At 70.8% G+C, this 13688-nt stretch carries 12 protein-coding genes and 1 pseudogene; 5 read left to right on the plus strand and 8 right to left on the minus strand.

Going from position 1 to position 13688, the window contains the following annotated elements:
* Window positions 1-448: 448 nt before the first annotated feature.
* On the minus strand, window positions 449-2056 hold the full coding sequence (locus QQY66_RS07365; protein ID WP_301978266.1) for an amidohydrolase: 1608 nt from the start codon (window positions 2054-2056) through the stop codon (window positions 449-451).
* A gap of 47 nt (window positions 2057-2103) precedes the next feature.
* Complete coding sequence (locus tag QQY66_RS07370; protein ID WP_301978267.1) at window positions 2104-2544, minus strand: Lrp/AsnC family transcriptional regulator; 441 nt, start codon at window positions 2542-2544, stop codon at window positions 2104-2106.
* 268 nt (window positions 2545-2812) lie between these two features.
* Between QQY66_RS07370 and QQY66_RS07375 the strand changes: the two genes are divergently transcribed.
* Window positions 2813-3259, plus strand: coding sequence for a hypothetical protein (locus tag QQY66_RS07375; protein ID WP_301978268.1), 447 nt, complete (start codon window positions 2813-2815; stop codon window positions 3257-3259).
* 10 nt (window positions 3260-3269) lie between these two features.
* On the opposite strand, the gene QQY66_RS07380 is transcribed toward QQY66_RS07375, so the two are convergent.
* Together QQY66_RS07380 and QQY66_RS07385 are read right to left on the minus strand one after the other, a co-directional pair.
* Entirely contained in the window at window positions 3270-4247 is a 978-nt protein-coding gene (locus QQY66_RS07380) for a phosphotransferase family protein (RefSeq protein ID WP_301987215.1), read from the minus strand.
* Window positions 4248-4262: 15 nt separating this feature from the next.
* Window positions 4263-5087 (minus strand): annotated as a pseudogene (locus tag QQY66_RS07385) (hypothetical protein); the annotation flags it as partial.
* 139 nt (window positions 5088-5226) lie between these two features.
* On the opposite strand from QQY66_RS07385, the gene QQY66_RS07390 reads away from it, so the two are divergent.
* On the plus strand, window positions 5227-5475 hold the full coding sequence (locus tag QQY66_RS07390) for a hypothetical protein (RefSeq protein WP_301978269.1): 249 nt from the start codon (window positions 5227-5229) through the stop codon (window positions 5473-5475).
* On the opposite strand, the gene QQY66_RS07395 is transcribed toward QQY66_RS07390, so the two are convergent.
* Window positions 5438-6646, minus strand: coding sequence for an acyl-CoA dehydrogenase family protein (locus QQY66_RS07395; RefSeq protein ID WP_301978271.1), 1209 nt, complete (start codon window positions 6644-6646; stop codon window positions 5438-5440). The genes QQY66_RS07390 and QQY66_RS07395 overlap by 38 nt on opposite strands.
* Window positions 6647-6971: 325 nt before the next feature.
* Here QQY66_RS07395 and QQY66_RS07400 point away from each other — a divergent pair, with 325 nt between their 5' ends.
* Window positions 6972-8204: a glycoside hydrolase family 18 protein gene (locus QQY66_RS07400; protein WP_301978272.1), complete on the plus strand. Its 1233-nt coding sequence runs from the start codon at window positions 6972-6974 to the stop codon at window positions 8202-8204.
* A 56-nt stretch (window positions 8205-8260) separates the two neighbouring features.
* Here QQY66_RS07400 and QQY66_RS07405 read toward each other — a convergent pair whose 3' ends face one another.
* The 3 genes from QQY66_RS07405 to QQY66_RS07415 all read right to left on the minus strand — a co-directional run bounded on the left by QQY66_RS07405 (window position 8261) and on the right by QQY66_RS07415 (window position 10552).
* Window positions 8261-8920, minus strand: coding sequence for a TetR/AcrR family transcriptional regulator (locus tag QQY66_RS07405; protein WP_301978273.1), 660 nt, complete (start codon window positions 8918-8920; stop codon window positions 8261-8263).
* A gap of 66 nt (window positions 8921-8986) precedes the next feature.
* Window positions 8987-9133, minus strand: coding sequence for an SCO1431 family membrane protein (locus QQY66_RS07410; protein ID WP_301978274.1), 147 nt, complete (start codon window positions 9131-9133; stop codon window positions 8987-8989).
* Window positions 9134-9199: 66 nt separating this feature from the next.
* Window positions 9200-10552, minus strand: coding sequence for a peptidase C39 family protein (locus QQY66_RS07415; RefSeq protein ID WP_301978275.1), 1353 nt, complete (start codon window positions 10550-10552; stop codon window positions 9200-9202).
* 202 nt (window positions 10553-10754) lie between these two features.
* Here QQY66_RS07415 and QQY66_RS07420 point away from each other — a divergent pair, with 202 nt between their 5' ends.
* Together QQY66_RS07420 and QQY66_RS07425 are read left to right on the plus strand one after the other, a co-directional pair.
* The gene (locus QQY66_RS07420; protein WP_301987217.1) at window positions 10755-11375 is read left to right on the plus strand and encodes a uridine kinase; all 621 of its coding nucleotides are present in this window, start codon (window positions 10755-10757) and stop codon (window positions 11373-11375) included.
* 436 nt (window positions 11376-11811) lie between these two features.
* Window positions 11812-13674, plus strand: a complete 1863-nt coding sequence (locus tag QQY66_RS07425) for an AAA family ATPase (protein ID WP_301978276.1) — start codon at window positions 11812-11814, stop codon at window positions 13672-13674.
* Window positions 13675-13688 lie beyond the last annotated feature (14 nt).

Consider the following 13688-nt stretch of genomic DNA (forward strand, 5'->3'; position numbering starts at 1 on the left):
AGTGTCCCCTTTTCGACGTCTGTGATCCACGACGTCCGTGGGTCTGCGGATGGGGGCCCGGCGCCCTTCGGGCCGACCTGGGACCCGCTGGCTGCGGGTCGACCGAAAGGCCGTTGTCTACTGAGCACCCGGGCCCCACCCGGGTCACACCTCCCCGACCGGCCGGAACGTTCCCTCGTCGCGGCGCGGGCGCTGGGCCTGGCTCCCAGTGGCGGTGCCCCGGTGCGGCGACACCGTCCCTGACCCAGCGGCGTGGCGACGACTGCACGGAAGTTCTCCGGTCGGGCGTCCGGTGGTGGACTGGGCCGAACCTACCGGCCCCCCGCCATCGGCTGTCAACAGCCGCTTGACCTGCGGATATCTACTCAAAGCCCTGGTCAGTGCGGAGGATACGCAGGTCGAGCGACAGTGCGCCGGACGCCGATCTTGTGCACGCCACCCCGTGACGTCACTCGCCCGGCCGTACGAACACGGTCCGTCCGCCCACCACGGTCCGCAGGCACACGGGGAGGTCTGCGCCCGGGCTCAGGTCGGGCAGACCCGGGGTGCCGGAGCGGGGGTCGGTCGACCAGCGTGCGACCCGGTCGTCAGGGGCCTGCACGACCAGCGCGTCGGCGCGCCACACGGCGTAGTCCGCGGGTGCGCCCGGCACCAGCACCCCCGCGTCGTCCCGTCCGACGGCCCGCCAGCCACCCCGCGTGTGGGCCGTGAACGCGGCGCGCACGGAGACCCGGTGCGCGGGCGTCCGGTGAAAGGCGGCGGCCCGGACGGTGCCCCAGGGGTCGAGGGGCGTGACCGGGCTGTCGGAGCCGAAGGCGAGCGGGACGCCGGCGCGCAGCAGGGCCGCGAAGGGGTTCAGCAGGCGGGCCCGCCGTACGCCGAGACGCTGGGCGTACATGCCGTCCTCGCCGCCCCACAGCGCGTCGAAGGCGGGCTGCACGGAGGCGGTCAGACCGAGCTCGGCGAAGGCGGCGACGGTGTCCGGGGTGAGCATCTCGGCGTGCTCGACGCGATGCCGGGCGGCGCGGACGCGGGCGAGACCGACCTTCTCGGCGGCGGCGCGCACGCCGTCCACCACGGCCGTCACGGCGGCGTCCCCGATCGCGTGGAAGCCCGCCTGGAGGCCCGCCTCGGTACAGGCGGCGACATGGGCGGCGACGTCGGCGGTGTCCAGGTAGGAAACGCCGGTGTGGTCGGCGTCGGCGTACGGCTCGTGCAGACAGGCGGTGTGCGAGCCGAGGGAGCCGTCGACGAACAGGTCGCCGGCCGCGCCGATGGCGCCCAGCTCGCGTGCCTTCTCGACATCCAGCTCCGCCCAGTAGCCCACCACCCGCGGGCCCGGCCCCTCGGCCGCGAGCCGCAGCAGGTCCGTGAAGTCGTCCTCCGAGGAGATGTCGGGGCCGGCGCACTCGTGGACCGAGCCGATGCCGACGGAGACGGCGTGGGCGAGGGCGGCGCGCTGGGCCCCGGTGCGCTGTGCGGGCGTCACGGCTGCGAACGCGGCGGCGCGTACGGCGTGATGGGCGTCGCGGGTGAGCGGTTCGTCGGCCCGCGTGATCCCGCCGGGGACCAGATCGAGCAGGGCCGTCGTGACGACCGCCGAGTGGACGTCGATACGGGACAGGTACAGGGGGCGGCCGCCCGTCGCCTCGTCGAGTTCCGCGCGGGTCGGCGGGCGGCCTCCCGGCCAGCGGGCGGCATCCCAGCCATGACCGAGGAGGACCCGGTCGTCCGGGCGGGCGGCGGCGAAGTCCCGTACGGCGGCGAGGGCCGCTTCGAGGGAGGGAGCGGTGGACAGGTCCAGGCCGGTGAGGGCGAGACCGGTGGACGTGGTGTGGACGTGGGCGTCGGTGAACGCGGGGGTGACGAGCGCGCCGTCCAGGTCGACGACCTCGTCCACACCCTCGGCGAAGGCGTCGGCAGCACCCTCGGAGCCCACCCAGGCGACCTGTCCGCGCTCGACGACCATCGCGGTCGCGAACGGATCGGCGGGGCTGTGGACCTCCCCGCGACGGAGGAGGACGGTGCGGGGGGAGGCAGCGGCGCGTTCACTCATGAGGGACAGTTTCGCGCCTCACGCGCGGCGGCCTGTCAGCAGGGCGCTCAGATCCTTGGCGGCCGTGCCTCGTACGGCGTCGACAGCACGACCGTCGTCCGCGTCGAGACACCGGCCAATGACCTCAGCCGGGCCAGCAGCTCCTCCAGCTCGTGCGGGGTGGACACCCGGACCTTGAGGATGTAGTTCTCGTCGCCCGCGACGCTGTGGCAGGCCTCGATCTCGGGCACGCCGGCCAGTCGCTCGGCGATGTCGTCGGGGGCGCTGGGGTCGAACGGCTTGACCGAGATGAAGGCGGTCATGGGCAGCCCGACCGCCTCGGGGTCGACGACCGCGGCGTACCCGCGGATGACGCCGCGCTGTTCCAGCCGGCGCACGCGCTGGTGCACGGCCGACGTGGACAGGCCCGTGGCCTTGCCCAGGTCGGTGTAACTCATCCGCCCGTCCTTGACGAGCAGCTGCACGATCTGTCGGTCCAGCTCCTCCATGACGCAAGAACCTACAGTGCCGTTGATCTCCTCGGATACCTGAGCACTCCAGGTCATACCCGGTTCGTGATGTGGCCGAGAGCAGCCTGTGAGCGGACTGAGGAACAAGCGTGCCACCCCGGGCACCTGCGGATGGCATGTGACGAACGCCACAGGCCCGCCGGATTCTCCGTGATGTTCCCGTGATTAACGCCGAGACCGGGCGGGAAGTGCTTGCTGTGGTCGAGGCCGCAGTGCCGTCACGGCCCAGCCCGAGGGGGAGAATCCCATGCAGAGTGTTAAGCGCCCTGGTCGTACCACGCCCAAGCGGCAGCAGCCCGTCGTCGAGCCCCAGCCGGAGGGCGTCGAACCCGACGCCGCCGAGGCTCTCGAAGCGGAGGAGCTCGACGCGTACGACACCTTCGAGATGTACCGGGTGATCTGCCCGGACTGCGCACAGCCCATCGCCCTGCTGGCGGACGAGGAGATCCTGCCGGAGCACGCGCTGTGCGTGTCGCCGTGGAACCCGTTCGGGCTCACGGTCTGCGCCGGCACCGGCCGTCGCGCGTCCGAGGCCCGTCCCGCGGACGAGTCGGTCGAGCCCCAGGAGCAGGACACCGCCCTGCTGCTGACGCTTCCGCAGGGGCTTGACTGGCGCAAGCAGCCCTTCTCGCACGTCGGCGGACCGGGTTCGCGCCCCATGCGGGTCCCCGTGATGCGGCGTCACGCCGCCTGAGCCGGCTCGCTCAATCCCAGTAGCTGCCCTGCACCATGGCTCGCGGACTGCCGTGGTGCAGGATCAGTGTGTCCGGGTCCGCCGGCAGGTCAACTTCGCCGAAGTGGACCTGGCGGTAGGCGATGCGCAGCATGACGATGGCGTGCCGCAGTGCGGCGTACAGCATGTAGAAGTCCATGTCGCGCGGGGTGTGGCCGGTGAGGCGCGCGTAGCGCTCCTCGACCCGGTCGAAGCGGTGCAGGTACACAGTCCAGCCGAGGTCGACCTTGCGCGGGGCCAGGGCCGCCATCTCCCAGTCGAGGACGGCGGCGGGTTCGAAGCCGTCGTACACGACGTTTCCGATGCGTGCGTCGCCCCGGTTGAGCACCGGCGTGCCCGTTTCGCGCGGCCAGAGTTCCTCAAGCCGCTCGAAGGCGTTCTCGATGAGGGGTGAGCGGGCGAGTCCGTCGACGACCCAGGCGTAGTAGGCGCGTTGAGCCGTGACGTGGCGGCGCAGGGCGTCGCCGTCACCCGGCAGGGCGAGGAACTCGGCCTCACGCGGCGGGACTTGGTCGTGCAGCCGGGCCAACAGCCCGATGGTCGCCGCCTCCAGATGCGCACGCTCCGCGTCGCTCGCCGCGTGCAGCCAGTTTCCCTCGTACGTGTAAGGCATGACGTGCGGCGGCACCCGCCCCTGCAGGCGCTCCATGACGAAGAACGGCGCCCCGAGCGGGCCGGGGCCCTCCTCCAGCCACAGCACCCTGGGCACCGGGAGGTCGGTGTACGCCTCCGGGTCCGTCGCGAGCCTCAATGCGCAGGCGTGCAGGGGTGGTTCGGGGTGTTCGAGGTCGAAGAGCAGGGTCTCGCTGGACATGCCGTTCGTGGCGGGCACGGTGACGCGGACGGCTTTGGCGCCGGGCAGCCGGGTGCCGAGCCAGGCGGTGAGACGGCGGGCGACGTCCTCGGGGTCGCGGGTGGTGGTGCGGGGCCGGGGTGCCGTGGGTGCCATGTCACACACCACCTGGGGCGCAACCGACGTGAAGTCCGTGAACCCGCTCGGATCATGCCGTCCGAACGACCCGTGCTCGAAGAGGTCGTACGTGCGGCGGTCGGTCCAGCCGTGGCCGCGCCAGGTGCCGTGCCGCCAGTCGTCGGCGGGTGGGTGGCCGGCGCCGATCGCGAGCGGGGAGGAGGTCAGGATCTCCACGTCCAACTCCGTCGGCTTGCGTATGTCGCCGAGCTGGATGCCGAGCACCCAGGCCAGGCGGGTGGCACGCAGCGGGTCGGCGCCGGTGAGCGAGCGGTGGCCGTCGGCGTCCTCCTGGGTGATGACCATCAGGAAGCGATCCTCGAAACGGACCGCGGATCCAGCCGTCGCAGTGGCCGGCCTGGACGAAGCGCCTGCCCTCCAGGGTGAGCCGGGCGCCGCGCCGCTGGAGGTGGTGCGGCTCCCACAGGGCGGGGAAGTCGGCCGACCAGTTGATCTCGTACGACAGCCCGTCCGCATCGCCCGGATCGGCCGCGCAGCTCAACACGAAGTCCTGCAGCGGCCGTTCGACGAGAATGCGCACGGCCCGACCGCGAGCCGCATCCGGTCCTCCCCCCGGGCGTCCGACGCCCGTACCGCATGCAGCGTGTCCCCCACCCGCAGGGTCGCGTACGCGTCGACGACCCCCACGTTCGGATACACCCCGAGCCCGAGAATCAGCAGCGCCCGTCCCTCGTGGTCGACGACGTGGAAGATGCAGCGGTCGTAGGCGTTCCGGTCGCCGGTCGCCACGTGCTTCATGGACAGGGGGACCTGGTGCACCGGGTACTCGTCGAGCGGTACAGGACGATCGTCGGCCATGGCATACCTCCCTGGAGGCAGCGCGATTGACGGTACGTCAGGTAATCGGAGGAAACCATATACGGAGCAATACGTCCGCGAACTCACAGACGATTTCGCAGCTCGGTGACCTGCCGATCGGCCCGTGCGTTGGCCAGGTATGACCCCCACCTATCCGGCGACGGGACGAGCCCGCCGGGTGTTCGTTCCGGCGCCCGCAAAATCGGTTCCGCCGGCGCCGCCACAGCCCCAGGATCCCCCCATCTACCGCGATCTCATGCGCAAGTGGGCCGACCGCGGGCGCACCCTGCCGGGACGCCACGACCCGGAGTGGATCCGGCTCGCGGCGCCGCCGCGCGGACTGAGTCAGGTCAGCGGGTCTCGGGACCCGCGAGATGACGGGCGATGACCATCCGCTGGATCTGGTTGGTGCCCTCGACGATCTGCAGCACCTTGGCCTCGCGCATATAGCGCTCGACCGGGAAGTCGGCCGTGTAGCCGTACCCGCCGAGGACCTGGACGGCGTCCGTGGTGACCTTCATCGCCGTGTCGGTGCAGTGCAGCTTGGCCATGGCGGCCTGCTTGGCGAACGGCCGCCCGGCGTCCCGCAGCCGCGCCGCTGCCAGATACAGCGCTCGGCCCGCCTCGATCTGGGTCGCCATGTCGGCGAGCAGGAAACGCAGCCCCTGGAAGTCGGAGATCGGCCGCCCGAACTGCTGCCGTCCGGTGGCGTACGCCAGCGCCTCGTCGAGCGCCGCCTGGGCCAGGCCGATGGCGCAGGCCGCGATGCCGAGCCGCCCGGAGTCGAGCGCGGCGAGGGCGATCGCGAAGCCCTGCCCCTCGTCGCCGATCCGCCGTTCGTCGGGCACCCGCACCCCGTCGAAGTGGACCTGCGCGGTCGGCGACCCCTTCATGCCCATCTTCTTCTCCGGCGCCGCCGCGCTCAGCCCCTCCGCGTCGGCGGGCACCAGGAACGCGGTGATCCCGCGCGCACCCTCCGCGCCGGTACGGGCCATGACCGTATAGAAGTCGGCGACCCCGCCATGGGTGATCCAGGCCTTCGTGCCGGTGATCATCCAGTCTCCCCCACTCTCGGCTGCGCTCGAGCGGGAGGGGCCCCCGTCGTCCCGCACGGCCTTCGTCCGCAGTGAGGCCGCGTCCGAGCCGGACGACGGCTCGGACAGGCAGTACGCGCCGAGAAGCCCGCCGCCGAGCATGTCGGGCAGGAACTCGACCTGCTGCTGCTTGCTGCCGTAGGTGGCGAGCGCATAGCAGGACAGGGAGTGGACGCTCACCCCGAGGCCGACGGTGAGCCGGGCCGCGGCCAGCTCTTCGAGGACCTGGAGGTAGATCTCGTACGGCTGGTCGCCGCCGCCGTACTCGGAGTCGTACGGCAGGCCGAGGAGGCCGGATTCCGAGAGCAGGGTGAAGATCTCGCGCGGGAAGCGTCCGGCGTCTTCCTCCTCGGCCGCCTTCGGGGCGATCTCGCGCTGAGCGATGTCACGAACGAGGGCGAGCAGATCCCGTGCCTCGTCCGTGGGCAGTTGTCTGTCCACCGGCTGCGGGGTGCGGTCGGTCATGGCGACGCTCTCCTCCCTGACGGGCACTGACGGGCGCGCCTGGTGGGTGGGGCGGCTCCGACGGTCTGTCTCGATGCGGGCCGGTGCTCGGGTCCTCCCGGGTTGCGGAAGGTTCTGACCAGCGGCTCTGCGCTGTGAGTATGCCCGATCGAAGGCTCTCCGTCACCAGTTAACGACCGCTTACTCCAGGGATATTCCAGGCGCCGAAAATTGGTCCGAACCATTGACCTGCTGGTCTAGTCCTCCTACCGTTGGCGCGCATCATCGCTTGAACGCGTTCATGCCAATCGACCCGCACTCCCTCTCCCCCACGAGGAGACACCCGATGCACCGTCCCCACCGTCCCCGCGCCCGGTTCCGGGCACTGATGTCCGCCGTCTGCTGCGCCGTCCTCGGCGCCGGACTCCTCGCCGGCGCGAGCACCGCCACCGCCGAACCCACCCAGAAGGCAGCCGCCGGGTCCAAAGTGATCGGCTACTTCACGGAGTGGGGCACCTACGACCGCAAGTACTACGTCAAGAACATCGAGACCTCCGGCTCGGCGGCCAGGCTCACCCACATCAACTACGCCTTCGGCAATGTCACCGGCGGCAAGTGCGCGGCGGGCGACAACTACGCGGCCACCGAACGGACCTACACCGCCGCCGAGTCGGTGGACGGCGTCGCCGACACCTGGGACCAGCCGCTGCGCGGCACCTTCAACCAGCTGCGCGAGCTGAAGAAGAAGCACCCGGGCCTCAAGGTCCTCTGGTCCTTCGGCGGTTGGACCTGGTCGGCCGGTTTCGGCGAGGCGGCCAAGAACCCGGCCGCGTTCGCCCAGTCCTGCTACGACCTGGTCGAGAACTCCAAGTGGGCTGATGTCTTCGACGGCATCGACATCGACTGGGAGTACCCGAACGCCTGCGGCGCCACCTGCGACACCAGCGGCCGGGCGGCCTTCAAGAACCTCATGCAGGCACTGCGGGCCAAGTTCGGCGCAGGCAACCTGGTCACCGCGGCGATCACCGCCGACGCGACCGCGGGCGGCAAGATCGACGCGGCGGACTACGCGGGCGCGGCCCAGTACATCGACTGGTACAACCCGATGACCTACGACTTCTTCGGCGCCTGGGACGCGGCCGGCCCGACCGCACCGCACTCCCCGCTGACCTCGTACACCGGCATCCCGAAGGCGAACTTCCACTCCTCGGCGACCATCGCGAAGCTCAAGGGCCTCGGCATCCCGGCCTCCAAACTGCTGCTCGGCATCGGCTTCTACGGCCGCGGCTGGACCGGAGCCACCCAGTCGACACCCGGCGGCACCGCGACCGGTCCGGCCGACGGCACCTGGGAGGACGGCATCGAGGACTACAAGGTCCTCAAGACCAAGTGCCCGGCGACCGGCACCGTGGGCGGCACCGCGTACGCCAAGTGCGGGACCGACTGGTGGAGTTACGACACCCCCGCGACCATCGCGACCAAGATGACGTACAAGAACCAGCAGGGCCTGGGCGGCACGTTCTTCTGGGAGCTGAGCGGCGACACGAACGGCGGCGAGCTGATCAAGGCGATCAAGTAGCCCCATTCCACGGGGCTTGGGGCGGAGGACCACGAGACCTCCGCCCCTTGGGCTGTTCAGGTGTCCCGGCGGGCGGGCTGGGGAGCGGGGTAGGACGGGTCCAGTTCTTCGATGGCGCGCATCGCGCCGCCCAGCGACTTCACCAGCAGTTCGCACATGACGTCGCGGGAGAGTTCGGGGCGGTCGATCCAGTCCAGGGCGGCACCTTCGACACTGCACACCCAGGCGAGCAGGCCCATGCGGGCCAGCGGGGCGATGTCGCCGCTGCCGTACGCACCCTCGGCGATGGTCGCGACGATCGCCTCGCGCACCCCGTCCCGGATGGCGTGCACCTCGGCATCGAATCCGACGCCACCGCTGACGATGGTGCGGTAGGCGGCCTGGTTGTGCTCGGCGTAGCGCAGATAGCTGTCGATCGTGCGGTGGACGCGGTCCACCGGCGGCAGTTCGAGACCGCTCGCGGCGTAAGTGACCAGGTCGGCGACGGAGTCCTTGATGATCGCCAGGTAGTAGCCGCGCTTGGACTGGAAGTAGTAGTAGATCAGCCCCTTGGCCACCTGCGCCTGCCGGGCGATGTCGTCCATCGAGAGCGCGTCGTAGGACGTGTCGGCGAACAACTTCCGCCCGATGGCGATGAGTTCGGCGCGACGCGCCAGCGAGCGCTCGGTGCCGCGCACCCGGGGGTGTTCGGCGTCGCGCTGGTGGCTGATATTCAATTTCGACCCTGGTCTTCAACGGGCTGCGGGACATCCGCAGTATGTCAGGTCGAACAGGGGATCAGGTCACAGCAGTCCGAGTTGGGCCACGAGCATCGCGACCACCACGACGAGGGTCCAGCCCATGACGTGCTCGAAGATCTCCGGGCCGTCGTCCTTGGGGCCGCCCGTCCGGGCGCGGGCGCGGGAGGCGGTGGCTGCGTTCGCGGTCATGATGTCCACCTTGCCAGCATCAGGGGCTTTTGCGGCCGAGACGTTGCTCACAGCCCGGCGGACGCGTCAGCGCACGCCCACGGCCTCCAGCGCCAGGCGCTGCTGAGCGGTCGGCTGCGCCGGGAAGTACAGATAGCAGACGCCGCCCGTGCCGGAGACGACGTCGCCCGCGGCGTCGTACCGCTTGGTGCGGAGCCAGATGTTCTCCCACTCCCGGCGCCGGTAGACGCGTCGCACCGCCTCGTTGCTCGGTGAGGCCGGGTCGCCCGCGATCACATCGCCGTCCTCCGTGAACCCGATGACCGTCATCAGATGGCCGGCGGTCCCGTATCCCGCCCCCGTCAGCTCGCTCGCCAGGAAGGACTGGGACGTCATGGCCGGAATGCCGGCCGCGATCAGCGTCTCCAGGTCGGTGAGCGAACCGAGCCGGGTGACCACGCCCTGGAGCCCCTTGAAGGTGGCGGCGTAGGCGGCGTTGAACGGCCAGTTGCCACAGCCCGCGTACTGGTGGTCGTAGGTGAACCGGGCCGCGTGGCACACCTGCGGATCGGCGTACGACGGGTCGACCCAGGCCAGCTGCTCGGCCGTGAGACGGCCGCCCCAGTACTCGATGATCATCTGCGAGGAGGCGGGGCTGCACCAGGCCTCGCCACCGTTGTCGTACTCGGGGTACTGGCCCTGGTGGATGTCCTGCGAGTAGCGCGGCACGGCCAGTTCCCGGGCCAGGCCGGGCGTGGAGGCCGGGACGGTGAAGCGGTCGGGGACGTCGGAGCCCATCGCGCCCAGCCGCCACACGGTGGGGGTGCTCTTCGTGCCCGGCTTGCGGTAGAGGGTCAGCCGCAGCCGGTACGACGCCAGCCGCAGCCCCGTCGACGGGTCGTCAATCGCCAAGGTGTCCGTCCAGACGCTGCTCCTGCCGTCGCTCTGGCCGTCGACCGACGTGCGCTTGATGTCCCGGTCACCGGCGGCCCAACGGCCCATCACGTACCAGGGGGTGTTCGTGCCGTCCGGATACGTCCCCCGCAGCTCGACCTGGAGCCAGGTGCCGCCCGGGGTGTGCGCGTTCCACGACGCGATCGCCTCGGCCGAGGGGACGGAGAGCCGGTGGACGGGGGACGTCCAGGTCGCGTACTCCCAGGTGGCCGTCCTGCCGGTGTGCGGGTCGGTGTAGTCGACGGTGCCGGCGGGGGCGTCGAGCACGACGCCGGGGCGGGCGCCGACGACGGCCCGGGTGCCGCGCGCGGTGCCGCCCCGCCAGTCGGCGTACGTGGTCCAGGCGCGGTTGTCGACAAAGCCGGGCAGGGCCTGCGTGGGGTCCTCGGCGTCCGCCAGGGCGGAGGGGGCCGAGCCGCCCGCGACGGCCGCGACGACGGTGGCGGCCAGGACGCTTCTGCGGGACGGCTGTTCGGCTCTGCTCATGGGCGGCAATCCCCCAGGTGTCCGAGTCGGGGCAGGTCCGGTGCACGGTGGTGCGCCCACTATGGACGGAGGCGATGTGCTCGGGCCAGCACATCCACTGATGCCACACCCACCAATATTGGTGTTGACCACTGTCACGACCTGCGGCGCAGCCCCGCGCCTAGAATGAATCCACCCCCTGTCCGCACCCCCGGGAATCACGATTCACGACCTCGCCCTCAGGCTCCGCCGCCTCCCCCCGTCCTGCGGCCCGGTCCGTCTGATCGGGATCGACGGACACGCCGGCTCCGGAAAGTCCACGTTCGCCGGGCAGCTGGCCGACGCGCTGGGCGGCGCTCCCGTGCTCCGTCTCGACGACATCGCGAGCCACGACGAACTGTTCGACTGGACGGACCGGCTGCTGGCCCAGGTGATCAAGCCGCTCTCGCAGGGCAGGACCGCGCGCTATGCCCCGTACGACTGGCGCGACCGCCGTTTCGGACCGGACCGCTCCCTGCCGCCCGCACCCGTGGTCCTCGTCGAGGGCGTCGGCGCCGGACGTCGGGCACTGCGCCCGCACCTGGCCCATCTGCTGTGGATGGAGTTGCCGCACGAGGAGGCCTGGACGCGGGGGCGGAACCGGGACGGGGAGGAGCAGCGGGAGTTCTGGGCCGGGTGGGTCGAGGCGGAGCGGCGGCATTTCGCCGATGACCCTTCGCGCCCCTTCGCCGACCTCCTGGTACGACAGTGCGAAAAGGGATACAAGGTGTCTCCGGGGCCCGTTGGAATGGCTGGTCCGGACCGGGAAATCACACACGGTGACGGGCCATCGGCAATGTGCTGAACTTGTGAAGACCCGTGCGTTCGAACTTCGCGGAGTCCCCCAACTCGGCTTGACCCGGGGGCCGTACAGGTCTTACGTTCTCAATGTGCGGCCATTTGAGAGCCGCCGACAGACGCGAAGCCCCCGGTTGTTCCCCCGTGATCGGGGGCTTCGTTCTGTCCTCTTCACCTATTTCGGGCGCTGCCCGGCATGATTCGCTCACCCTCGGTCACCGAGCCGAGTGCGCCCCATCTGCTCCCACCTCGTCAAACGGCCCGTGCGGCACCCTGGGGCGGGCGACACCTGCGCAGGTACGATGCCCTCGTTGCGACCTTCGGACGGCTGCTCTGCGCACCGTTGCAACTCCGGTCCGCGGTAGGGCGGTTCGACCAAGGCTGCCGACGGGCACCGGGCCCGGCGGCGAACCGAACGGGGGCACGGTTTGTGGGGGGACGTGATGGACTTCGGCACGCAGGGCCCCGAGGCCCCGGCCGACCTGGCCTGGCTGCGAGGCGTCGATGCCTACACGATGGGCGCTTATCCGCAGGCGGAGGAGGAGTTCCGGGCCGCGGTGCGGATGGACCCCGGGATGGCCGACGGCTGGCTCGGACTGCATGCGCTGCGCGTGGACACGACGACCGCGCTGCTCAGGATGTTCCGGCACCGGGACCGCTTCGGCGAACAGCGCGCCCGGCACCGCCGCACCCTCAACTCCTGGTACTGGCTGGGCTGGTGGGTGCAGCCCGTGCTGGAGAGCCCACGCGATCTGCTGCTCGCGCACGCCTCCCACTGGCTGGACGGCCGCCACGTCCCTGAACTCGACCGGGCCCTCGCGGGCCTGCCGCCGGTGGACACCGACCATCAGGTCCGCTTTCTGCACGCCTGCCGTGCCTATCTGGTCAAGGACTGGGAACAGCTCGTCCGGCACACCGACCCGTTGATCGACGACCAGATGCTCGGCATCGAGGCGGGTCTGTTCGGCGGTATGGCCCGGGTCCGGCTCGAGATGTACGGCCAGGCCGAACCCCTTCTCTCGGCGGCCCTGATGCGCTGCCGCAGCGAGCAGCCCCAGCGCAAGGAGCTGCGCTACTGGCTGGCCCGGGCGCATGAGGGGACGGGCCGGTCGGCTGCCGCCCTCCCGCTCTACCGGGCGGTGCACCGCGTCGACCCCGCCTTCATGGACACCTCGGCCCGGCTCGCCGCGATCGCCGAGGGCGACGGATACGACGACGCCACCGACCTCGCGGCGATCACGCTGTCCGGTGGCCAGGACGTCGCCGACGGGCCGGACGCCCTCGACCCGCTCTTCGGTACGGAGGGCCGGGAACTCAAGCTGTCCGGGCCCGACCTGCCGCCGACCGGCCCGCTGCCGTCGGTGATCGATCCGGCGGTACGGGAGAAGTCGATCGTCCCGACGCCGCCCCTGCCGGCCGGTCCGACCGACCCCGCATTACTCGAGGAGGCGCTCGCGGAGCTCGAGCGCATGGTGGGTCTGGAGCCGGTGAAACGCCAAGTCAAGGCGTTGTCCGCGCAGTTGAACATGGCCCGGCTGCGGGCCGGTCAGGGACTGCCGGTCCAGCCGCCCAAGCGGCACTTCGTGTTCTCCGGACCGTCGGGCACGGGGAAGACGACGGTGGCGCGGATCCTGGGGCGGGTCTTCTACGCCCTCGGCCTGCTCGGCGGCGACCACCTGGTGGAAGCCCAGCGCGCCGATCTGGTCGGCGAGTACCTCGGCCAGACAGCCGTGAAGGCCAACGAGCTCATCGACTCCGCGATCGGCGGCGTCCTCTTCGTCGACGAGGCCTACTCGCTCTCCAACTCCGGGTACGGCAAGGGGGACGCGTACGGCGACGAGGCGCTGCAGGTGCTGCTGAAGCGGGCCGAGGACAACCGCGACCACCTCGTGGTGATCCTGGCCGGCTACCCCGAGGGCATGGACCGTCTCCTCGCCGCCAACCCCGGCCTGTCCTCCCGCTTCACCACCCGCGTCGACTTCCCCTCCTACCGCCCCCTCGAACTCACCTCCATCGGCGAAGTGCTGGCCGTGGAGAACGGGGACGTCTGGGACGAGGAGGCGCTGGACGAGCTGCGGTCCATCGCCGGGCATGTCGTCGACCAAGGGTGGATCGACGAGCTGGGGAACGGGCGGTTCCTGCGGACGCTGTACGAGAAGAGCTGTGCGTACCGGGATCTGCGGTTGTCGGCCTATCCGGGGACGCTGACTCGGGACGACTTGTCGACGTTGCGGTTGCCGGACCTCATGCAGGCGTATGGGGAGGTGCTGTCGGGGAGGGGGCCGCAGGATCCGTCGGCGATGTAACGCGCTGAGCCTGC

The organism is Streptomyces sp. DG2A-72 (genome assembly GCF_030499575.1).
In the GTDB taxonomy this organism is placed as follows: domain Bacteria; phylum Actinomycetota; class Actinomycetes; order Streptomycetales; family Streptomycetaceae; genus Streptomyces.

Coding starts and splice junctions, on each gene's coding strand:
- QQY66_RS07370 (WP_301978267.1), bottom strand. CDS start 2,544: ATGGAGGAGCTGGACCGACAGATCGTGCAGCTGCTCGTCAAGGACGGG.
- QQY66_RS07425 (WP_301978276.1), top strand. CDS start 11,812: ATGGACTTCGGCACGCAGGGCCCCGAGGCCCCGGCCGACCTGGCCTGG.
- QQY66_RS07390 (WP_301978269.1), top strand. CDS start 5,227: ATGACCCCCACCTATCCGGCGACGGGACGAGCCCGCCGGGTGTTCGTT.
- QQY66_RS07395 (WP_301978271.1), bottom strand. CDS start 6,646: ATGACCGACCGCACCCCGCAGCCGGTGGACAGACAACTGCCCACGGAC.
- QQY66_RS07410 (WP_301978274.1), bottom strand. CDS start 9,133: ATGACCGCGAACGCAGCCACCGCCTCCCGCGCCCGCGCCCGGACGGGC.
- QQY66_RS07415 (WP_301978275.1), bottom strand. CDS start 10,552: ATGAGCAGAGCCGAACAGCCGTCCCGCAGAAGCGTCCTGGCCGCCACC.
- QQY66_RS07400 (WP_301978272.1), top strand. CDS start 6,972: ATGCACCGTCCCCACCGTCCCCGCGCCCGGTTCCGGGCACTGATGTCC.
- QQY66_RS07380 (WP_301987215.1), bottom strand. CDS start 4,247: ATGGCACCCACGGCACCCCGGCCCCGCACCACCACCCGCGACCCCGAG.
- QQY66_RS07365 (WP_301978266.1), bottom strand. CDS start 2,056: ATGAGTGAACGCGCCGCTGCCTCCCCCCGCACCGTCCTCCTCCGTCGC.
- QQY66_RS07375 (WP_301978268.1), top strand. CDS start 2,813: ATGCAGAGTGTTAAGCGCCCTGGTCGTACCACGCCCAAGCGGCAGCAG.